Origin of the sequence: Pseudomonas simiae (assembly GCF_900111895.1) — a bacterium.
Classification (GTDB): Bacteria; Pseudomonadota; Gammaproteobacteria; order Pseudomonadales; family Pseudomonadaceae; genus Aquipseudomonas; species Aquipseudomonas simiae.
The window spans coordinates 85,236-105,725 of record NZ_FOKB01000013.1 but is presented as its reverse complement, the minus strand read 5'-3'; the positions used below and the strand labels follow the sequence as shown (position 1 = coordinate 105,725).

At 55.0% G+C, this 20,490-nt stretch carries 20 protein-coding genes and 2 pseudogenes; 16 read left to right on the top strand and 6 right to left on the bottom strand.

What is annotated here, in order from left to right:
* The 10 genes and pseudogenes from BMZ57_RS27395 to BMZ57_RS27355 all read left to right on the top strand — a co-directional run.
* A partial coding sequence (locus BMZ57_RS27395; RefSeq protein ID WP_175497156.1) for a phage major tail tube protein occupies window positions 1–126 on the top strand: 126 nt, incomplete at its 5' end.
* A gap of 14 nt (window positions 127–140) precedes the next feature.
* Window positions 141–413: pseudogene (locus BMZ57_RS29910) on the top strand (phage tail assembly protein); the annotation flags it as partial.
* 24 nt (window positions 414–437) lie between these two features.
* Complete coding sequence (locus BMZ57_RS29905; RefSeq protein ID WP_254668497.1) at window positions 438–743, top strand: phage tail assembly protein; 306 nt, start codon at window positions 438–440, stop codon at window positions 741–743.
* A 140-nt stretch (window positions 744–883) separates the two neighbouring features.
* Window positions 884–3,364 (top strand): phage tail tape measure protein, encoded by a 2,481-nt coding sequence (locus BMZ57_RS27385; RefSeq protein WP_074900735.1) that lies wholly within the window; start codon window positions 884–886, stop codon window positions 3,362–3,364.
* Window positions 3,365–3,373: 9 nt separating this feature from the next.
* The gene (locus tag BMZ57_RS27380) at window positions 3,374–4,219 is read left to right on the top strand and encodes a phage tail protein (RefSeq protein ID WP_074900732.1); all 846 of its coding nucleotides are present in this window, start codon (window positions 3,374–3,376) and stop codon (window positions 4,217–4,219) included.
* Window positions 4,194–4,400, top strand: coding sequence for a tail protein X (locus tag BMZ57_RS27375; protein WP_074900729.1), 207 nt, complete (start codon window positions 4,194–4,196; stop codon window positions 4,398–4,400). The genes BMZ57_RS27380 and BMZ57_RS27375 overlap by 26 nt, the downstream gene beginning before the upstream one ends.
* A gap of 16 nt (window positions 4,401–4,416) precedes the next feature.
* On the top strand, window positions 4,417–5,460 hold the full coding sequence (locus BMZ57_RS27370; RefSeq protein WP_074900727.1) for a phage late control D family protein: 1,044 nt from the start codon (window positions 4,417–4,419) through the stop codon (window positions 5,458–5,460).
* 63 nt (window positions 5,461–5,523) lie between these two features.
* Entirely contained in the window at window positions 5,524–6,087 is a 564-nt protein-coding gene (locus BMZ57_RS27365) for a glycoside hydrolase family 19 protein (RefSeq protein WP_069673320.1), read from the top strand.
* The gene (locus BMZ57_RS27360) at window positions 6,069–6,611 is read left to right on the top strand and encodes a lysis system spanin subunit (protein ID WP_069673321.1); all 543 of its coding nucleotides are present in this window, start codon (window positions 6,069–6,071) and stop codon (window positions 6,609–6,611) included. The genes BMZ57_RS27365 and BMZ57_RS27360 overlap by 19 nt, the downstream gene beginning before the upstream one ends.
* Window positions 6,612–6,760: 149 nt before the next feature.
* Entirely contained in the window at window positions 6,761–7,555 is a 795-nt protein-coding gene (locus BMZ57_RS27355) for a DNA adenine methylase (RefSeq protein ID WP_044286811.1), read from the top strand.
* A gap of 123 nt (window positions 7,556–7,678) precedes the next feature.
* On the opposite strand, the gene BMZ57_RS27350 is transcribed toward BMZ57_RS27355, so the two are convergent.
* Window positions 7,679–8,428 (bottom strand): SOS response-associated peptidase family protein, encoded by a 750-nt coding sequence (locus BMZ57_RS27350; RefSeq protein WP_069673322.1) that lies wholly within the window; start codon window positions 8,426–8,428, stop codon window positions 7,679–7,681.
* A gap of 101 nt (window positions 8,429–8,529) precedes the next feature.
* On the opposite strand from BMZ57_RS27350, the gene BMZ57_RS27345 reads away from it, so the two are divergent.
* Window positions 8,530–8,955 (top strand): LexA family protein, encoded by a 426-nt coding sequence (locus BMZ57_RS27345; RefSeq protein WP_044286813.1) that lies wholly within the window; start codon window positions 8,530–8,532, stop codon window positions 8,953–8,955.
* Window positions 8,948–10,225, top strand: a complete 1,278-nt coding sequence (umuC, locus tag BMZ57_RS27340) for a translesion error-prone DNA polymerase V subunit UmuC (protein WP_069673323.1) — start codon at window positions 8,948–8,950, stop codon at window positions 10,223–10,225. The genes BMZ57_RS27345 and umuC overlap by 8 nt, the downstream gene beginning before the upstream one ends.
* A gap of 86 nt (window positions 10,226–10,311) precedes the next feature.
* Here the strand turns inward: umuC and BMZ57_RS27335 are convergent, their stop codons facing one another.
* The 3 genes from BMZ57_RS27335 to BMZ57_RS27325 form a co-directional block, all read right to left on the bottom strand.
* Window positions 10,312–11,250, bottom strand: coding sequence for a restriction endonuclease (locus BMZ57_RS27335; protein ID WP_139136487.1), 939 nt, complete (start codon window positions 11,248–11,250; stop codon window positions 10,312–10,314).
* Window positions 11,251–11,391: 141 nt separating this feature from the next.
* A complete protein-coding gene (locus tag BMZ57_RS27330; protein ID WP_069673325.1) occupies window positions 11,392–13,974 on the bottom strand; it encodes a DEAD/DEAH box helicase in 2,583 nt (860 codons plus the stop codon).
* 336 nt (window positions 13,975–14,310) lie between these two features.
* On the bottom strand, window positions 14,311–14,526 hold the full coding sequence (locus BMZ57_RS27325) for a hypothetical protein (protein ID WP_069673348.1): 216 nt from the start codon (window positions 14,524–14,526) through the stop codon (window positions 14,311–14,313).
* 333 nt (window positions 14,527–14,859) lie between these two features.
* On the opposite strand from BMZ57_RS27325, the pseudogene BMZ57_RS27320 reads away from it, so the two are divergent.
* The 3 genes and pseudogenes from BMZ57_RS27320 to BMZ57_RS27310 all read left to right on the top strand — a co-directional run.
* A pseudogene (locus BMZ57_RS27320) lies at window positions 14,860–15,405 on the top strand (site-specific integrase); the annotation flags it as partial.
* Window positions 15,406–16,101: 696 nt separating this feature from the next.
* Window positions 16,102–17,646, top strand: a complete 1,545-nt coding sequence (locus tag BMZ57_RS27315) for an S-type pyocin domain-containing protein (RefSeq protein WP_010212017.1) — start codon at window positions 16,102–16,104, stop codon at window positions 17,644–17,646.
* Between the two features lies 1 nt (window position 17,647).
* The gene (locus BMZ57_RS27310) at window positions 17,648–17,923 is read left to right on the top strand and encodes a hypothetical protein (RefSeq protein WP_010212016.1); all 276 of its coding nucleotides are present in this window, start codon (window positions 17,648–17,650) and stop codon (window positions 17,921–17,923) included.
* Between the two features lie 564 nt (window positions 17,924–18,487).
* On the opposite strand, the gene BMZ57_RS29900 is transcribed toward BMZ57_RS27310, so the two are convergent.
* Window positions 18,488–18,700 (bottom strand): hypothetical protein, encoded by a 213-nt coding sequence (locus BMZ57_RS29900; protein ID WP_021490976.1) that lies wholly within the window; start codon window positions 18,698–18,700, stop codon window positions 18,488–18,490.
* A 112-nt stretch (window positions 18,701–18,812) separates the two neighbouring features.
* Between BMZ57_RS29900 and BMZ57_RS27300 the strand changes: the two genes are divergently transcribed.
* Window positions 18,813–19,034 (top strand): hypothetical protein, encoded by a 222-nt coding sequence (locus BMZ57_RS27300; RefSeq protein WP_021490975.1) that lies wholly within the window; start codon window positions 18,813–18,815, stop codon window positions 19,032–19,034.
* A 105-nt stretch (window positions 19,035–19,139) separates the two neighbouring features.
* On the opposite strand, the gene BMZ57_RS27295 is transcribed toward BMZ57_RS27300, so the two are convergent.
* Entirely contained in the window at window positions 19,140–20,327 is a 1,188-nt protein-coding gene (locus BMZ57_RS27295; RefSeq protein ID WP_038452963.1) for an MFS transporter, read from the bottom strand.
* Between the last annotated feature and the right edge of the window lie 163 nt (window positions 20,328–20,490).

Genomic DNA, 20,490 nt, shown 5'->3' with positions numbered 1-20,490 from the left:
GCGGTCAGCTATTACAAGCTCGAAGTCGCCGGTCGGCTGATGTACGAGATCGATCCGGTCAACTGCGTCCGGGTCATCAACGGTGTCGATCAACTTGCCAGCGTCCGTCGCGACCTGGGTCTGTAACGGAAAGGTATCTCATGAAAAAGCTGAAACAACTTCCATCCTGGCTCACGGTCACCTCCGATAGTGCAACGGTCGTCCTCACTCGTCCAGCCGATATCAACGGCGAGAGGCTCGAGCAGTTGAGCCTACGCGCACCGACTTTGCGGGAAGTACGCGCCTCGGACGCGATAGGCGGCGATGACGCGGTATTGCGTGAAGTGACCTTGTTCGCCTCGCTGACTAATGCGGGCACCAAGGACATTGATGGTCTCACGTTGGTTGACTACGGACGGGTGCAGTCGGCCTATTCCCGCATACTTCAGGACAGTGGTATTCCTGAGAGGAAGGATGAAACACCTGGCTGGTTGGCCGTTGATCTTGAGCGGGCGGTGGTGACGTTGTCCAAACCCTGCGAGATCAAAGAGGTGAAGGTAGACCGCCTGATTCTGCGCGCACCCACGGTTCGCGACGTGCGCGCTGCAGCTTCCGCCTCTAATGGCGATGACGAACAGCGCGAGACCATCCTCCTGGCCAACCTTACTGAAACCGACATCAAGGATCTGGAGGGGCTCAAGCTGACGGACTACCAGCGGCTACAAGCCGCCTACTTTCGCCTGGTGCAGGATGACGGGGTTTAACGCCTCCCTGCAGAAGCGGGCCGCGAAACGCCTGGCTGCGGAGTTCTCCTTCGCGGCCAGCGAAATCGAGACCATGCCCTTTTCCACGATGATCTGGTGGCTCACGGACTGAGCCCCGCATCCCTGCCCGGAGTAATCCCATGGCAAACAACCTGGCGCTCGGCCTGGTCATCGGCGGCGCCGTCAGCTCCACAGTCGGCGCCGCCTTCAAGGACGTTGAAGGCCGTATCAAGAAACTCGGCGAAACCGGCACCAAGGCCCGCGTGCTGCAGAGCACCATCGGCGACACTATCCGCCTGCGGGACGAATGGAAAAAGGCCCACGACACCGGCGCCGCGTCAGCTGACGGCCTGCTGCGAAAGCTGGAAGGCAACCTCAAAACCCTGAAAGAGCAAGGTATTGAAGTTGGCAAACTGCGCAAGGAATACCAAGCCCTCGGCCAGGTAGCGCGTGGCGCGGAACTCAAGGCGCTGGGCCATACACAGATCCAGCAAGGCAAAGAGGGGATGAAGAACTCCCTCGGCAAAGCTGCGGCATTGACGGCATCGCTGGCGATTCCGACCAAGGTCTCCGGCGATTACCAGGCGCAGATCCGCCAGATGTCGTTGTGGGCCCACACCGCCGGTACCGACGATGAGGCCGAACTGGCAGCGAGCATCAGCAAGGTCGCGGCGGAGAAGGGCATGAGCCAGCAACTGCTGGCGAAGTCGGTCGGCGCCTTGATCGAAAAGGGCGTGGATTGGGATGTGGCCACCGCCTATGCGGGGCAGATCGCCGACCTGATCGACGGCCAGGGCATGGAGCCTGAAACCATCGCGACCCTGATCAACTCCTTCAAGGAGGCGGGGGTCAAGCAGGGGGATATGGCGGCGATGTTGGGCCAGGTTGCAGCGGCCGGTGACATTGGCGCGTTCGGTCCCAAGGAGATGGCGCGGTATCTGCCGTCCATGCTCGGCAACATCAAGCGCCTGGGCATGGAGGGCCCTGAGGCGGTGCGCTTCCTCGGTGCCAGCCTGCAGTCGCAGTTCTCGCAAACCCAGGATGCGGCGGCGGCGGCCACCAATATGGACAACTTGCTCAACGCCGTGATCAGCAGTACCAGCCAGGAACGGTTTGCCAAGGAAGGTTACGACCTGGCCGGCTCGATTCTCGCCGCGACCAAAAGCGGTAAGGCGGCGAACCCGGTTGATGCTTTTATCATGCTCAGCGAGCAGTTGATCAGAAAGCAGGACCCGGCCAAGGCCAAGAAAATCGAGGTGCTCAAGGCCAAGATCAAGGCCTCGGCGGATGGCAGTGCCGAAGAGGAGCAGGCCATGATCGCCCTGACCGAAGCTGCCGGGTTGGCGAACATCGTCAGCGATCAAAGCGCCAGTGCGGGTCTGCTCGCGCAGATCAAATATGGCGACAAAATCAAAGCGGATATGTCGACCATCAAGGACACGGATGGCAAGGCCAAGATCGAGGCAGACGCGGCGAAAGCGCGAGAAACGTCCAACCGGAAGTGGGCCTCCGCGACTGCCGGCATTGAATCATCGATGACGCGTATCGGTGATGCGGTGCGGCCGCTGACGGACATTGCGGCAGACGGTCTGGCGAAAGTGGCGTATTGGCTTGGGGAGTTGGCAGGGAAGTTTCCGACCGTGATCAGCGGGGCTACGGTGCTGGCGGCTGGTGTTATCAGCCTCGGTGCTGCGATCAATGCGATCAAGATCGGTAAAGGTCTGCTCAACGTAGGGCGTGGCTCGCTGATGGGCAACCCCAATGTGATCCAGCGGGTGTTCGTCACCAACCCATCCAGCGGCACGGGCGGAGTTGATGTCGGCGATGGGAAGCGTCGCCGTGGCAAGGGTAAGCGTGGTCGCGGTGGTCGAGGTCCTATCCCCGGCCCGGTACCCGCAACCCCGGTCGGAGCCGTCGCCAGTCGATTCGCGCCAAATGCCATGATGGGTAAGGGTCTTGGGTTCGCCAAGGTCGGCGCACCCATGGCGCTGATCGAGGCTGGATTGATTGCTGCGGACACTTATCAGAACGCCGAGACCCGCGACGAAAAAGCCGATGGCTACGGCAACGCCGCCGGTACCTTGGCTGGCACACTGGCCGGTGCTGCAGCTGGGGCCGCGATTGGTTCGGTGGTCCCGGTGATCGGCACGGTGGTTGGCGGACTGATCGGCGGATTCCTCGGGAGTTGGGGCGGCGGTGAACTAGGCAGTGCTGTGGGCAAGGCTGCGTTTGGTGGGCCTGATACGCCGATAGAACGCTTGGCTCAGCCTTCGCCGTTGCTGCTGCCGAAACCAAGCGGGCCGGGTATCTCCCGACTCGCGCAATTGGCGCCGACTCCTAACTCCGGCCCACTTATGGGAGATGTCGCTCGCTCGCTAGTGACGGCTCCCCCTGCAGCGGCAGTGCCCGCATTGCTCAGTGCCGGCGCAGCAGCAAAACCGGACCCGGCTCGCGTCGAGCAGGCCTGGACGTTCGCTCCAACCATGCCGGTGACCGTGCAGGGCGACGTCAAGGATCCACGGCAACTGGCGCAGGAAATGATGCCGTACATGCGTCAGCTGTTCGAGGAGTTCAGCCGGGAGCAGGCGCGGCGCAATCTGTTCGATGCCCCTCACGTTTAAGGAATAGCCATGGCTTATATGGAGCAACTGCAATCCGGCTTCAAATCCCTGGTCCAGGCCGGGGAGGCGGGCCGGCATAGCATCGACGGCATGATCGGCCCGGTGAACGGCGCCATTGGCGAAATTACCGGCGCGGCTGATGAGCTGTCCAGCATTCCTGGTGTGCCGCCGGCCGTTGGCGAAAAGTTGCAGCGGGTGATGCGCGGGATCGATGCGGCGCAGTCCAAGGTCGGCGCGGTCTTGTCGACCTACAGCAAAACGACCCGTGCGATATCGGCCATTGATGAACGCCTGGGCACTTTGAAGGAACAAGCCGCTCGAGCCAGCACGGCAATCAACCAGATCGCCGGCAAGGTCAGTCCGAGCCTGGCGAACATCTTACCCACCAGCGCCCTGGCGCCGAATGCCACGCCCTTGGCGGAGGCGGTCAAACCGTTCCCGCACCTGCTGATCCTGCAACCGCTGCAAACCAATGCCCAGCCGTTCTACTTCAACCTGGATACGGCGGCCTTCGACGAACTGCGCCGACAGACGGAATTCCGCTGGGCCTCGCAAGAGCGCCTTAGTCGTCGGCCGGCGCAGCAAGCCGTTGGGATGGGGGAGGAGAAACTCAGCCTTAAGGGGGCGATTTTTCCCACATTCAAGGGCGGCCTCAAGCAGTTGGACACCCTGCGTTCCATTGGTGCCCAACTGCTGCCGTTGAACCTGACCACGGGCTACGGTGTAGTCCTTGGCACCTGGTGCTTGCGCAGCCTGGAGGAGGAGCAGGGCGCTTTGCTGGCTGGCGGGATCCCGCGTAAGCAAACCTTTAGTTTGGAGTTCACACGTTATGGCGATGATATGCAGAGCGTCTGACGGCGACCTGCTGGATACGTTGTGCTACCAGCATTACGGGCACCTCAATGGCACGGTCGAGGCGGTGCTCGCGGCCAATCGATTGTTGGCGGATGAGCCGCAGCCTTTGCGTACGGGGCTGCTGATCACCTTCCCAGATCTCCCTGAGCCTTTGGGCGAGCAGGTGCAGTTGTGGGATTGAACCTCGGAGAGTATCCATGAAACCCATCTTTCGAATTGTGGCTGATGGGGCAGACATCACTGCCCTGATCAATGACCGCCTTTTGCTGCTGCGTACATTGGATAAGCCCGGCATGGAGTCGGACGAGTTCGAGTTGCGCATTGATGACCGCGACGGCGCCGTGTCCCTCCCCAAAAAAGGGGCAGCGATACAGATCTACTTGGGGTACGACAGCAAAGCACTGACCCGTCAGGGCCGCTACACGGTCGATGACATCGAGGTTTCCGGCCCGCCTGATACCCTGGTCATTCGCGGCAAGGCCAGCGACATGCGAGGCAGCGGCAAGACCACTCGTAGTGGTAGTTGGGAAAATATGCCGTTGTCCAGAATCGTCAGCGACATTGCCGCTCGCAACGGCTGGAAGCCTGAATGCCCGGTTGCTACGGTGGTGCCTCGGGCTGATCAGTTGAACGAGTCAGACTTCAACTTCATCACCCGGCTCGCCAAGGATCACGACTGCACGGCTAAGGTCGCCGACAGCAAGCTGCTGGTGCTGCCTCGCCAAAGTGGACAGACCGCCAGTGGCAAGAACCTGCCGGCGATAACTATCCGACGCAGTGACGTCAGCCGCTGGCAATTTCGCTTTACTGATCGCACCACGCAGAAAGCCGTAAAGGCCAGGTACCAGGATAAGAAAACCGGCGAGCTGGTCAATCTGACCCTGGACAACGACGACGTGCCTGCAGGGCTGCCACCCATTCATACCGACCGGCATATCCACCCGAACAAATCCGCTGCAGAGCAGGCTGCCAAGGCTCGACTCGCGGCGTTCAACCGCTCGACCGCCGAGGTTCGCCTGGAGATGGTAGGGCGCACCGATCTGTTTGCTGAGCGGCAGATCAACGCGCAGGGCTTCAAGGAAGGTTTGGACGGCGAGTTTCTTGTCGACTCGGTGGAACAGGTATTCACCCAGTCCGGCTGGAGCACCACAGCGGAATGCAACGCAGGGAAGAAGGGTAAGGCCAAGGCGGCCGGTAAGAAAACGAAGAAGTCCAAGGAGGTCAAAGTCCTGGAGCTGTAATTGGCCGTACCTACTTCATCACCCGCCGCCTTTGAGCGGTCTTTTTTTGCCTGGGGAAAAGCGATGTCCATTACCGAGCAACAACTCCAACGCATCATGCCCAACGCCCGCCGCCAAGCGGGCGTTTTTGTATCCGCGCTAAATGCAGCCATGACCAATCGCAAGATCGATACGCCAAAGCGTCAGGCAGCATTCCTCGCCCAGGTCGGTCACGAGTCCGGCCAACTGCAGTACGTGCGTGAACTGGGGAGCGATCAATACTTCAGCAAGTACGATACCGGCCCACTGGCTGCAAAGCTGGGGAACACGCCTGCTGCTGATGGTGACGGGCAGCGTTATCGCGGCCGTGGGCTGATCCAGATTACCGGCCACGACAACTATCTGCGTTGCAGCCTGGCGCTGTTCGGCGATGAGCGATTGCTGCGCACGCCGGAGCTGCTCGAACTACCGCAATGGGCCGCCGAGTCGGCCGCGTGGTTCTGGTCTATTAACGGATTAAACGCGCTCGCGGATCAAGAGCAATTCAACACCATCACCCGGCGGATCAACGGCGGGCTCAACGGCCTGGAGGATCGGCTGCAACTCTGGGCCAGGGCGAGGGCGGTGTTATGCGTCTCTTCGACCTGATTCCCGCGCAATACCGGATTGCGGCGGTCGGCCTGCTGCTGGTGATGTTGACCGCCGGATCTGCTGCCCTGGCCTGGACCGCTCAAGACTGGCGCTATGGTAAGCAGCTGGAGCACCAGGCCCGGCTCCATGCCGACACCCTCGCCGAGTTATCCCAAGCCGCTGCCGCCCTGCAGCGCAAAGAGCAGGACAAGCGATTTGCCCTGGAGCAGCGCCTGCACAACAACGACGAAACCCACCACAAGGAATTGACCGATGAGCAAACGAAGCAGGCTCGTCTGCGTGATCGCCTGGCTACTGCTGATCTGCGGCTGTCAGTCGTTCTCGCCGCCACCGAAACCACCGGCAACTGTGCAGTGCAAACCACCACCGCCACCGCCCGCGTGGTTCATGGCCCCACAAGAGCCCAACTTGACCCAGCGCATGCTCAACGAATTATCGGAATCACCGATGCCGGCGACCAAGGATTGATCGCCCTGCGGGCCTGTCAGGCCTACGCAAAAGAAGTCTCTACATCGAAGTAAAAGGAGCGGCCGGGCAGGATGCGTCAACATCCAACCCGGCCACCTTCCCCGCAGATCGACCCTGCAAGTCCAGCCAAGGCTCCTGCTTCGTGCACAAAGCGGAGCGAGCCTAGCACTGTTTATCCATACAGCAAAGGTCTTGCTTATACATGTCCACACCCATCATCCCTTGGATGGGCGGCAAACGCCGTCTGGCCGACCGCCTTATTCCGCTCTTCCCACCCCACGAATGCTACGTCGAAGTCTTTGCCGGCGGCGCCGCGCTTTATTTCATGCGTCCCCAGGCTGCACCGGTTGAAGTCCTCAACGACATCAACGGCGACCTGGTGACGCTATACCGCGTCGTGCAAAACCATCTGGAGGAGTTCGTGCGCCAGTTCAAATGGGCGCTCAGCTCCCGCCAGGTATTCGAGTGGCAGAAGATGACCCGCCCTGAAACCCTCACCGACATCCAGCGCGCCGCCCGGTTTTTCTATCTGCAGCACCATGCTTTTGCTGGCAAAGTCACTGGGCAGACGTTTGGTACCGCGACCACAGGCCCGGCCATCAACCTGCTGCGGATCGAGGAGAACCTTTCTGCAGCTTGGCAGCGGTTGTCCGGCACCTATGTGGAGAACCTGCCGTGGCTGGACTGCGCTGAGCGCTATGACCGTGCACACACTTTCCACTACATGGATCCGCCTTACTGGCAGACGGCGGGTTATGGTGTGGATTTCCCCTTTGAAAACTACGAGCGCATGGCCGACTTCATGCGACGGTGTAAAGGAAAGGTGATGGTCAGCATCAACGACCACCCGGATATCCGTCGCGTGTTTGAAGGCTTTCACTTCGAGACGGTAGATATTCGATACAGCACAGCTAACCAGCGCCAAGGCAAAGCCGAGATCAGCGGTGAGTTGGTAATCATGAATTGGGAGCCGGCAGCGTTGGGTGGGCTGTTCTGACAGGTACCGCCGTTATGAACGGTGGCGCGTTGCCCTCACTGAACTAAAGTTGCCCCTGTAGCTCGTATTGCAGTCTTTTAACCTCACATTGGGTAGCAGATGGATAAGCAACTCGCGGGTCTTTCATTTCTGCTTACCCTGGTGTGGATATCCGCAGTCGCCTTCGTGATGTGGTATCTGAGCTGATCTATCAGGCTCAATCAGTTCAGGCCCCTGATTTCTTACATTCCCTACGGCCTTGCCTACGGGATACCATTCAAACTCTTCCGTGCGTTGGCACAATTCCTTTGCAATTTCCTCCGCTCGCGATGGGGTTATGCCGGGATCAAGCCACTCGTTGGCATGCTCTGGCGTCAGCACCAAGGGGCGCCGATCATGGATATCGACCATGCCCTGATCGCTTGCGGCGGTGATAATGACAAAACCATCGCCCTCATGAGGCTCCAGTCCTGGATTGACCTGGGCAAGCGCTCCGAAGAACATAGGACGCCGGCTCTTCAGCCGGATGAAGTAGGGCTGCTTCTTCTTGGGGTCATCTGGGTCCTTGACCCATTCATACCAGCCTTCACTGGGCACAATGGCCCGGCCATTCGGCCAGAGCTGTTTGAAGAACTTCCCCGTGGTGACTGTCTCGACCCTAGCGTTAATCGGATCCGGACGTTTTCCCTTCGCCCAGAACGGCGCCCATCCCCATTTCACTGCATCGATATGCAGCCCATCCTCTAACGTGTGTAGAACTTGCACCCGCGTCGACGGTGCTACGTTGTAGCGATCAATAGGCTGAGCGTCATACCCGCTGAACAGCTCTATCTGCGGGCTCAGCTCTTCAATGAAGATCGCCATCCCTTCGTATTGCACGAATCGCCCACACATACTCACCTCTCCGCTTGTCGAAATCCCCTACAGAAAAATTGACCGCAAGCATCTTACAAAGTTAACTGTACATACATACAGTAATTGTAAAAGGCCGCATCATGAGCTTCACCATTCTAGGTCCCATCGCTGAGGTCGGCGCGAAGTTGCCGTTGTGCTCGTTCCAGGTTCCGGCCGGTTTTCCGTCGCCGGCAGCGGACCATATCGAGCAGCACATCTCATTGGATGAGGTCCTGAATATCCGTGCGCCCCACGTGTACCTGGTGGCAATCACCGGTGAGAGCATGCAAGGCGTCGGGATCTTCGATGGTGACTTGGCCGTGGTGGATCGTGCCATCGAGCCGATCCATGGGCACGTGGTTGTGGCGCTGCTCAACAACGAGCCTGTGTGCAAGCGCCTATGCAAGCGCGGCCGGGAGGTGGTCCTGCTTTCCGAAAACCCCAAATTCCCGGCACGCTACGTTCTCGAAGGCGACGAACTGTCGATCTGGGGCGTGATCACCAGCACCGTGCGCAGCCATGTCTAAGCAGCAGCCAACCTTTTCCCTGATCGACTGCAACAGCTTCTATGCCAGTTGCGAGCGGGTATTCCGGCCCGACCTGGCGAAGGTGCCCATCGTGGTACTGAGCAATAACGACGGCTGTGTTATCGCCCGGAGCTACGACGCCAAACCCTTTATCAAGATGGGCGAGCCGTATTTCCAGATCAAGCATAAGCTCAAGCAGCACGGCATCGTCCCGTTCTCCTCCAACTATGCACTTTACGGCGACATGAGCGAGCGCGTGATGAGCCTGATCGAGGCGATGGTGCCGGCAGTGGAGGTGTACAGCATCGACGAGGCGTTCGCCGACCTGACTGGTATCGGTGAGCTGGATGTATTAGGCCGACAGATTCGCGCTCAGGTGCTTCGCTGCACGGGTATCCCTGTCGGCGTTGGTATCGCTCACACAAAGACTCTGGCGAAGCTGGCAAACCACACCGCGAAGCGTCTGCAGGCCCAAACTGGTGGAGTGGTCAACATCACCGATTCGGTTAAGCGTGACTGGGTGCTACGCAATACTGACGTGGCGGAGGTGTGGGGTGTCGGTCGCAAGATGAAACTCCATCTTGATGCCATGGGTATCAAGTCGGCTATGGATCTGGCTAAGGCCGATCCGTGGACGCTCCGTAAGAAGTTCAGCGTTGTGATCGAGAAGACCGCCAGGGAGTTGGGCGGCACGCCTTGCCTGGAGCTGGATGAGCCAGATCCGCCAAAGCAGGAGATCTGCTGCAGCCGCATGTTCGGCACGCGGCTGACCGAGCTGTCGCCCATCAAGGAGGCGGTGGCCACCTACATGATGCGCGCGTCTGAGAAGCTCCGCGCTCAGGGCTCGCTGTGCAAGAAGGTGCGGGTGTGCATCCGCACTGGCATGTTCAACCCAGATGAGGCGAAGTATACCAACGGGGTTGTGGTGGATATGCCGTACCCCACTGATGATGTGCGGCTGCTTACTCAAGCAGCGGTAGGAGCGCTTGATCGGATATTTCGACCGGGCTTTAAATACAGCAAAGCTGAGGTGATATTGCTCAATCTATGCCAGCCTGGTGAATACACCGACGATTTGTTCGCTATATCACAGCCTGCTGAGGCGACTCGAGTGATGACAGTCATGGACCAGATCAATGCGCGATGGGGTAGGGGAACGCTGCGCTCGGCTTGTGTGCCTGCAGATCCTGATTGGGGCATGCGCCGCGATATGATGAGCCAAAGTTATACGACGAAGCTTGATCAGCTCTGGTCTGTCGCCTGTAGGTAGCGGCGGCTTTCGGCCAAAAGCTACCATTCCAACTTACCAAAGAGTCAGAGGCGCAATTATAAAGAACTACATGCATTGTTCGAGGGCTAAATCTCAAACAAAGCGGTGAGTTGCTTTTTTATCGATTCTTTTGAATCACCGACAACTAGAAAAACTTTTTGTTCGTCTGTTAATTTATTATGCTCGGCAAATAATTCTTTTGCTCTCTGGGTAGCCCCGGAAGATACGATTAACACCCCCCCTCTACCGGATGCGGCAACTTTATTTAGAAAGTCTCGCGCGGTGCTTAAACCAAGCATTTTTCGGTATTTCTTTACCTCAACAATAAACTCTTTACTTTTGCTCGCCACTAAAAAGTCATAGCCAGTATCGAAGGATTCAGTATTGTTTAGCTTTAAAACTCCAATATCGGAAAGAATATCACCCACCATACGCTCAAACTCCAACGCTGCAAATGTCATTGAGCCGCCACGTTCACTGGCGACTATATCGCCCATTATTATATCCAGCTCTGTCTCTTGATCTGATTTCAACTTCTTAGCAAGACTAATCGCGCCAATAAAAGCTATAAAAGCTCCAAGCGCTGAGAACAGCCATGAAATATTTTTTGACCAGTCGTAATCTGCTTTATCATTCGACTTAATAGGTGTGAATTCAGACCTGACCTTATCAATCGCGTTAAATATTTCCTCCCTCTTCTCTAAGGGAATGAACTTATTCCCAACAAAACGCTCTTGTACCTGTATAAGTAGTTGATCGGATGTATAAGGGTAAGAGACGCCCTGGCTTAATTCCTTGCCATGAATAAGTGTCTCTACATACTTAAGGGAAAACGATTTTTGATTAAACGCTACTTCCTGAATGTCACTCATTAAACTCTCATGAATGACATTGATTTTCCCAGTTGCAATCTGACTCACGTAATCAGGAACATACATTAATGAAAAGTAAAATGTCCCGACCACTCCTAGAGCACCAAATAAATTCCATGCGTTCTTAAGGGCCCAGTTTAATAGTGCTTTCAAAAATTGACTCCAGTGATTGGTTGGCCTCTATGATCAAAAGATGTCGCTTGATCACATGTGAAATCGGAAATTTGCAGTGTTCCGTCTGAAGCTTCCGGAGAAAAGCATTTGAGGGGCCGCAATCGATACGGCCTATCTGGTCTACTCTTCCGCCAATACGTCGCCCGCAATTTTCCGTTGAAGAAACTCAAGAATTGTACTAGGCGCTAACCCTCGCCCCTCCAGCAAGGCCATCGCACGTGCCCGCCAATCCAAATCACCTTCTCGTAGCAGGCTACCCCGAATCTCTCTAATTGCGCCCAATGCACTAGATGCGAATATCCTTAATTCGTCAGGAGTGAGATGAAAAACATCTCTGAGATGTTCTTTCCCACCTGGAGCCACTTTGGTTACAGGCGTGACAAGTACCTTGATTATAATTGCACCGGACTCTAGTCCCGATACATTTTCCCTAATCCAATTATCGTGACAGAACGCCTGCCGCGCCTTTTCGACTGACAAAATGTTAGCGGTTGCATTGGTGTGATCCTCGAAGACAACGCATGTCTTTTTATCGATTAGCCACCAAGGGTCTGGAGCCGCTCGGCGCTCGCTATTGTCGCTTTCGAAGCCGAGCATATGCCCTAGACTTACCTGCCCACGCTCAAAAACTTTAGCCTCTGCAGAGGCTAAATCTTGAACAATGCTGGTGTATTCCATATTAAACTTTTTGTTATTCTTGACGCCAAGGCCAAGCAAGTGCGCCTCAATCTTTTCCACCATTGAAGGAAGATTGGGGTCTTGAGGGGAGGCGCTTATAAGATTTGCACCTGCACTTTTGGCAAGATCAACAAGCCAAGTAATTGCTATCGTGGACTTCATAGCTTCAGCATAGAATTCTTTGCTTCCATCTTCACCAATTTGCCCTGCTTGATGAGCTAAGGTAACAGCAGCCCCTGCCAAGTAGTTCCATAAAGCTCTATAACCTTTCAGGCTAGGACTGATAATGATTGCCAGAACATTACGACAGTGGTCGAAAGCCGTCGTGTAATCTCCACGCCACATTGCTTGAAGATACTTAAGCTCATGGATTACCGAAAGCTCCAATTCAACCATTTCTGTCGGAGTTTTTTTTATTTTTTCAGACCTGAACTCTACAATTTCGTTATTCGCTTCAACCCAATCTGCTGACTGGCTTATGAATATCTTTAGGTTTTCAATAATATCAGCAGCATTCGTATCTGACTGTCGCTCTCCGAAATCAATTTCTGCTTGGATTTCTGGGTCTAGGTATTGCGTGTTGTCATGAGTAAGCAAGTAATCCAACCACTCATTTCCCTTTACAATAACTGCAGCGTAGTCGCTGTTCGCCCGTGTGCAACGGCCCACAGCCTGTACAATCCGCGTTTGTATCCGATCATTCAAAAGAATGCTGCATCCCATTTTAGAGAGTAGAAACCTTTCTTGGAGGTTTGCGGCCTTGGGCAAACCTTCCAATATCAACAAGCGGCACTCATCATGAGGAAAGTCCATTCCATCATATCGGTTGGCGATAACTGCAGCTGCATTTGGCCTGGAGGTGAAATCTCGCTTGGAAACTTCGATTTCAATAGCCTTGAATACATGATGTGTTTTGAGTGCCTCAATCTTTTCTTTGCGCTCATTCGCATCTTTGTCACTTGGTGTAATAAATAACGCGCGACCAAAGATTTGCAGTGCATTTTCAATCAGCTGCTCCGTCTCCTGCTCATCGAGCGCGACCTCCGGAAATACAAAAAGGCGCCGTCCAATGCCTTGGTCGTCAGTCATCGAGGCAGGCTTCAATCTGTGAATTTTTGGACGCCCAGTTATCCGCTCAAGATCACCGCCGTTACCTAATGTGGCAGACATATAAATACGTTGCTTAGCGTTGTGAAAAGGAGCATGGGTATGGATCGGGGGGAGCAATGGCCGAATAAGAATCTGCCCAGTAGATATATATAAATGGCAAGCTTGAAGGTGCCCTCTAATTAACGACCATGGAAAATAAAGTTGAGTGTTATTCGTTCCAGCATCCAGGATAGGAGTTAATAGCTCTCTGACTTTCATGAAACTAGCAGATGGTAGCTTTTCCATCCAGGAGTGAGAGTGCAAACTCACAGCCTCACTTGCTTTGCCAAGATTCACCTCAGGAATATTATCTTCCAAAAGTGAAACGACAGTCTCGTACAAGCCTTTGTACGTACGACGATCGATTACTAAAGAATACATCGAGGCAATATAGTTTTCCGTTGAGTGTGCGTCATCAAGAATTACAATATCCGGATTATCGAAGTACGGGTGAGTATTAAATAATGCACTATAAGAAGTAACGGCGATTTTTTCCCTACGGCGGTAGGCGTTCTGCTCATCAAGCGCATATTCCGACTTAGCGCCGGTGAAGGACGCTACGTCAATACCGTACTGATTTCGCGCCTGCTCTACGACCTGATGCACCAACTGGTTCGTAGGGCATAGATATACGACCCTCTCGTCAAACTTCCTTCGACGCCACTCTCCCAATACAATCCCTACAAGAGTTTTACCACTCCCGGTCGGGAGGCGGATAGCGACGTCCGGCATCTCAAGTGCAGTATCAACATATTCCCTCCAGACATCAGCCTGCCTTGCTAACGGCCCCTCTATTTTTTTTGTTCGGATATCGTGGAGCATCGACTCCGGCGTACTTACAGATAGGGTGGGCCGTACGATTTTCTTGAAGGCCATGCGATCAGTCCTTGATATGTTGAAAGACGAGTTGCGAGAATGTTTATCACAGAAGCTCCACACGCGCAGCAGAGAGATATCAACTGTTTTTCAAAGATATCTAAGATTCTGGGGAGAGCTCGGCCTAAAAATTGAACATCTGCAGGTGACCCCGGAAATAGATGAAGAGCTTGCTACCTATATAGTGACTCATTACCGTCATTCCGAAAGGCTCCACGGGGTTGGCAGCGGTTGCTAACAAACGTCCGCTTTTGGCCGAAAGCAGTCTGTCATACCAGTTTATATTGAGCATCGCCTGGCTCGCCCGCTGCGATTCTGAAAGGACATAGAAGTGGCTTAGCCGGCACCCAAACCCTTGAGCTTGGCTAGGCCCTGTTTGATGTGGCCAGCGTTTTCACCAATCGTTTGCAGTGCTCCGCGGATATTATCCCCCACGTCTGACTCCTCCTGCTGTTCGACATGTAGTGTCAGCTCCATCAAGGCGGCCTCAAGGGCCAACTGGTTGGTGTACATCCTCTCCAGTACATCTGACAGGGAATAATTACCTGGCATGGCGTCGACTCTTTTCAAGAAAAGTACAAGCATAGTACCGGTAGTATCTTTGTCAGGCAGGAATCGCGTATTGCTTAGAAATTGCTACAAAGCAGAGAGACTACGGCGGGTTAGCCCAGTTGGCTGGTGCGTTCGAGGAGGGCTACGCCCAATCCATCATAGGTGCAACGCTAAAGCGCCGAGACAGTGCGGGGCTTGATTCTGCTGGGCTAAAGCTCTGTTTATCTAGCATTTTACTCAACGTGTTCTTGGCGAGTTTTAGGGCGTTTTCAGGCGTTTTTAGGCTCGGTGGTACGATGTACCACCTCAAAACTGACGCGTACCACTTTCAAAATGGCAACTATCAGGGCAAGAAAACTGGCGGATGGGACTGTGAGCTACACGGCTCAAATCCGCATCAAACGCGACGGAGTGCAAGTCTACCAAGAGAGCCAGACCTTCGCCCGTAAACAGGCTGCCCAGGCGTGGACGCGCAAGCGCGAATCGGAGCTGGACCAGCCAGGTGCGATCGAGCGGGCCAGCCGGTAGGGCGTCACCGTCAAAGACATGATCGACCAGTACCTGTTGGAAGTGGGAAAGGCCAGGCCGTTGGGCAAAACCAAGAAGGCCACGCTTGAAGCCATCGGCAAGATGGACATCGGCCAACTGAACGATATCGACGTCACCACCCAATGCCTGGTCGACTTTGCACTCTTCCGAATGAGCCGCGAGGGCGGCGGCGTTCAGCCACAAACTGCCGGCAACGACCTGACGCACCTCGGCGCCGTTCTGGCGATCGCCAAAGATGCTTGGGGTTACCAGGTCGATCCGCTCGCCATGGGCGGCGCCCGCCGAGTACTGCGCAAGCTGGGCTACAACCTAAAAAGCCGCGAGCGTGAAGCGGCGGGAGAGGGGAGCGGTTTGTAGGGGTATTGGGGTGTCTGAGCCAACGAGGCGAATGGGGCGCAGTTTATCAGGGATGGGTCTAGGGTGTGGGAGAGGCTTGTGCGCTTCTCACCACCTCGCGTTGCACATTGCTACGTGTGGAATGTGCCGGATCGGAGGGAGGCCAGTACGTTAGATATCGTGGTCTGACCCCGATATCCCCCGTTTGCCAGTCTGGATATGCATAAATGCATATTTTTTGTTGCGGTCTTTGCTGTGTATGCATACAGTGTGTGTGCGGCATGATGAAGAGTGCAGCAGACGGGGATTTTTGTTCGTTGAGCTTCTCAGAAACAGAGAGCTTCAGAGCCGAAGCCGTTCATCAGAGGGTAGTAAGGTGATGGGGTAATCAGCCGTTCACTTTACTGAAATATGAGAGCTATCGTACTGAATATAGCGAAAAGGAAATTCACTATGCCTATGATTGGCGACACGCTTTATCTTCCAGAAATTAAAATCAACGATATTAATAATATATGAACCACAGACATTCGGAGGCGGAGGTGGTGACAGTGATTTCTCACATAGTCACACTGGACAGCTAATTAACGTTGCAACGCGTACTTATATACTTAGCACATACCCCCCTCCCCCATTATTTCCAAAAATGTTAAGGATCAAGAGGCGAGCTTTGCAACGAATCTTCAGTTGATGCCCGAATCTATTGCAAAAAGCATTACTGCAATAGAACAAAATGACGGCGGTCCCGCGGGCGAAGTCGAGAAAATCGAACAGCATATTCGTTCGGTAGATACGCTAATCACTCAAAAATCACAGGCTGCTGCTGCTCAAAAAGCGATTGCTGATAAGTACTACTATGGAGATTTCTTTCGTTTCCCGACTATGCAATTTATTAAAGATGCAATCAGCGGGAGCAAGACAAACTACCCTCCAGATAAAAATTATAAAGAATGGTACACCTCACTTGAGGCTGCGTATGCTGCAAAATATATCAATCGGGAGATCGATTATTTAAATGTCCTGAAGCAGAATCTTCAAGCACAGGCTAACCAAGCACGTGCAGACGCTGAGGCCAAACGTTTTGCCGATGAGGCGGCAGCAGCTGAGGCTGCTAGGGTAGCTGCTGAAGCCGCAGCACTTAAAGCAGCTCACACGTTCAGGCTTCCCGCAGCCGGTGCTATGCAACTGAGTACGGCTGCAGGCTCTATTGCCGTCACGGCAGGTTCAGGCGTTACGTTGGAGGCGGCGATTCAAGCGGCTAAGGTAGCGCTGAGTACAGTTGTGAGTGCGGCCACGGCAGTCGGTATTGGAGCTTTGACGTATTCAGAGTCCCTTGGCAACGGGGAGCTGCCCGCGACAATGCTGGATCTGCCCGCTAAGGAACTGGCGCCTAGCCTGCCTGATAATCTTCTCGAGGTAGCGGCGGCTGGTGGGACGGTTGATGTGCTATATCGGCTTTATGGTGATCAATCGAAGTATTCGGTAGTGGCCACCCAGGTCACTGGTGGACTAGCCCCAACTGTTCCGGTAAGGGCATTGGTGCTTGATCCTGTGGCCAACGCCTATACGTTTACTACAACCGATACACCGCCGATCACCCTGGCATTCCCTATTGCAGTACCAGGAAATAGCTCAACGGCAACTCCGGTACAGCCCGTGGAGACTCCGGTATACACAGGCATCACTCTGACCCTAATTGACGTCAAAGCTGAGCCGTTTCCGATTGCCAGCCAATTGAGCATCCGAGACGCTATTTACGTTTACCCCGCGGATTCGGGTTTGCCACCGATTTATGCGGTATTTAATAGTCCGTACGACGGTGCTACCACTAAAGGTGTACACAGCGGACGGATGTACAATCCTGATAAAGCCGGAGGTCCAATCCAAGATCTTGATTGGGCAACGGCAACGGTGACTCAGGAAGGTATTGATCTGGTTAAATTGCATACGTCACGATTCGTACCTTCTGATGCTAATAAGATTATGATTGAACGGCTAGAAAAGATACTAAGTGGTCAGATCCCTGTTACGGATGTTGATAAACGATTTTACACCCATGAAATTCGAGAGTTAGAACGTTACAGGGCGCTCGGGGTAGCTGATGGGGTAGAAGGAAATGTTTGGAATAATGCTCATGCTGCAACCTTAGAAGACTATAAGCTGAGGGATGCTGACGATTTGTTCTATACGCCTGAAGCCATTGCTGCAGAAATTAAACAAGTATATGGGGAGTAAAATGAGTAACATTAATGACGTGGTAGTCGCTGAAGCACCAAGGGATGTAGTTCTTTTTATTGTAAGAAACAAACCAATTTCGTATCCAATGCTGGATCGACTCTACAGCAGGAATGGGTGGGCCAATATTTCAAATAACTTGGAGCTTTTGAAGCTTATTGAAAATATGGAGCTCGAAGGGGTGGTTGAACATGTTGATGGAGGAATAAGAAAAGGTCCAAACTGGAGTGCGCCAGCATTCATGATTGAGAATAAGTATACGTTGAGTGATATTTAGGTCTGCAAAAAAACCCAGCTCAAGCTGGGTTTTTTTTGCTTGGATTTTGAAAAGTTATTCCTCTCCGTATTCTGGATACTCTTGATGCTTGTGCTTTTTAGGTATACCCAAATGGGTCATGGATACCCACACAGCGTCAGATGTTGACGTTTGAAGGGGAGGTTGGGATTGGAGCGACAGGCATTGGCGATAAGCACCGTGCCTTACGGATGTGGTTTTGTCGGCCAGGCGAGGGCTATTTCAGGAGGGGAGTGGTACGAAAGTGGTACGGGGTTTTTATCGTGCGCTACAGGGCACGTATTACAATGTCTGTAGAATTAGCAGTTCAAATCCATCATGGGAGCTACGGAGAAGCGGCGGGAGAGGGTGGCGGTTTGTAGGGGCATTTGGGGTCTGAGTCAACGAGGCGAATATCGCGCAGTTTATCAGGGATGCATCTTGGCTGTCCGAGAGCACTGTTTCGCGCATTCAACACTTCGAACGGGAACGGTAGCCGCCTGTGGATTTTCGAGTCCGATATAGTTTGCTTCGTCTTCCAGATGCTTGAGTGCGCTTTCAAGCCACTCAACTCGCATGCCGACGCCAGCTCTGAACGCGCCTAGTTGCCATATGGTCATCGGTGGCGAATTTGCCTAGCTCGGCTTCTTTCACTGCCAACTCGATCTGAGCTGTCGGCGTTTTTTCGTGCTCGATGTCGTCGTGCAGAACCTCCATCGCCAGGTCACTCAGAGTCTGGCCGTTGGTTTTGACCAGGTCGGCAAGACCCCAAGGCGGCAACCTGAACCCACGCTGTCCCCCTGCAAAGTTTCATAATTCCCTGCGCCGTTGAGGACTACGCTCCTGCTTAAGAGAGGACCTCCGCGCCTCCCGTCCACAGGGAACTGAAGATATGATCTCCAACTTCGTCAAAGTCGCGATGATTGCTGGCACGTTGCTGTTAGCCGCTTGTTCGTCGGGCTCATCAGGCTTGAACAGCGATCCGTGCTTTTCAGGCGGATGCCAGGCGTTTGGGGACCGCAGCCCCAGCAAGGCCGCCAAGATGAATTTTGGCGGCAGTGGGCTGGGGAGTAGTTATGGGGAGTATGGGGCGGGGTTGTTGCATGATGATTGATGGGGGCGGGCAGTCATTATGTATTGAACTGGCCCACCGCTATCGCGGGCAAGCACGCTCCCACATCAGAGTGCCCACATTAGGGCTGTGGTGGTCTGGGAAGTGTCAGTGCCCGCCTTTCATGCGGCGGGCTATCAGGTAGATGCCCAAGCCAACCAGCGCTGTCGCGGCGCCGATGTAGCCGGTGCTGGTCCAGCCGTACCCGGCCGTAATCGCCATGCCGCCGAACCATGGCCCCAGTGCGTTTGCCAGGTTGAACGCCGCGTGGTTGGACGCTGCCGCCAGGCTCGGGGCTTCGTGGGCAATATCCATCAGGCGGATTTGCAGCGGTGCGGCCAGGGCCACCATGGTGCCGACCAGACCCATGCTCAGCAGCACGCCCCATAGCGACGATACCGCGAAGGGGAAGAACAGCAGCACGGCCATCGACCACACCAGGATCAAGCCCACTGCACGGAACTGCATGCGATCGAACAGTTTGCCACCGGCAATGTTGCCGATGATGCCGCCCACGCCAAACGCCGCCAGGCCGAAGGGAATCCACTGCGGCGACACTTTGGTCACTTCCAGCATCGTCGGCGCCAGGTAGCTGAACACGCAGAACATCCCGGCAAACCCAATCGCACCAATCGACAAGGCCATCCACACTTGAGGCTTGGTGAAAGCGCGCATCTCCTTGCGTGGGTCGCTGCGTTGTTCGTCGTGGCGATGGGGCACGTACTGCCAGACGAGCGCGATGGTGCACAGGGCAATCACGCTGACCAGCGCAAATGCCGAGCGCCAGCCAAGGTGCTGGCCAAGGAAGGTGGCGATGGGGTTGCCGAGCAGCATGGCCAGGGTCAAGCCCATCATCACGCGGGCCACGGCGCCGGCGCGTTTGTCGTTGGGTACCATGCTGGACGCGACGACGGCAGCGATGCCGAAGTAGGCGCCGTGGGGCAGGCCGCTGATGAAGCGAAAGGCCACCAGCGAACCGAAGGTCGGGGTGAACGCAGTGGCCAGGTTGCCGAGGGCGTACAGGCCCATCAGCAACAGCAGCATGTGTTTACGCAGCAGCTTGGCACCGAGGATGGCCAGCAGCGGGGCACCAACCATGACGCCCAGGGCGTAGGCGCTGATGGCGTGGCCGACCTGGGGTTCGCTCAAACCCAGGTTTTGGGCGATGTCGGGCATCAACCCCATGATGGCAAATTCGCCAGTACCGATCGCGAAGGCGCCCACGGCCATGGCCGCTTCCATTTTGGCGGCGCTGCGCGCGGGCAGCACGTGCCCGGGTGTTTGCTGGATAGTCATGGGTAACTCTATTGGGATGGATTGCACGAAGGAGAGCCGCCGATGCTACGCAAGCAGCGGCAAAGGTGTCTAGAACAGCCTTTTGCGTGAGAGTTCCAGGCCTGTGACCTCAGGTCGCGCCTGCCACGCTTGACATCGACGGGTTAAAACCCGCGATTTAGAG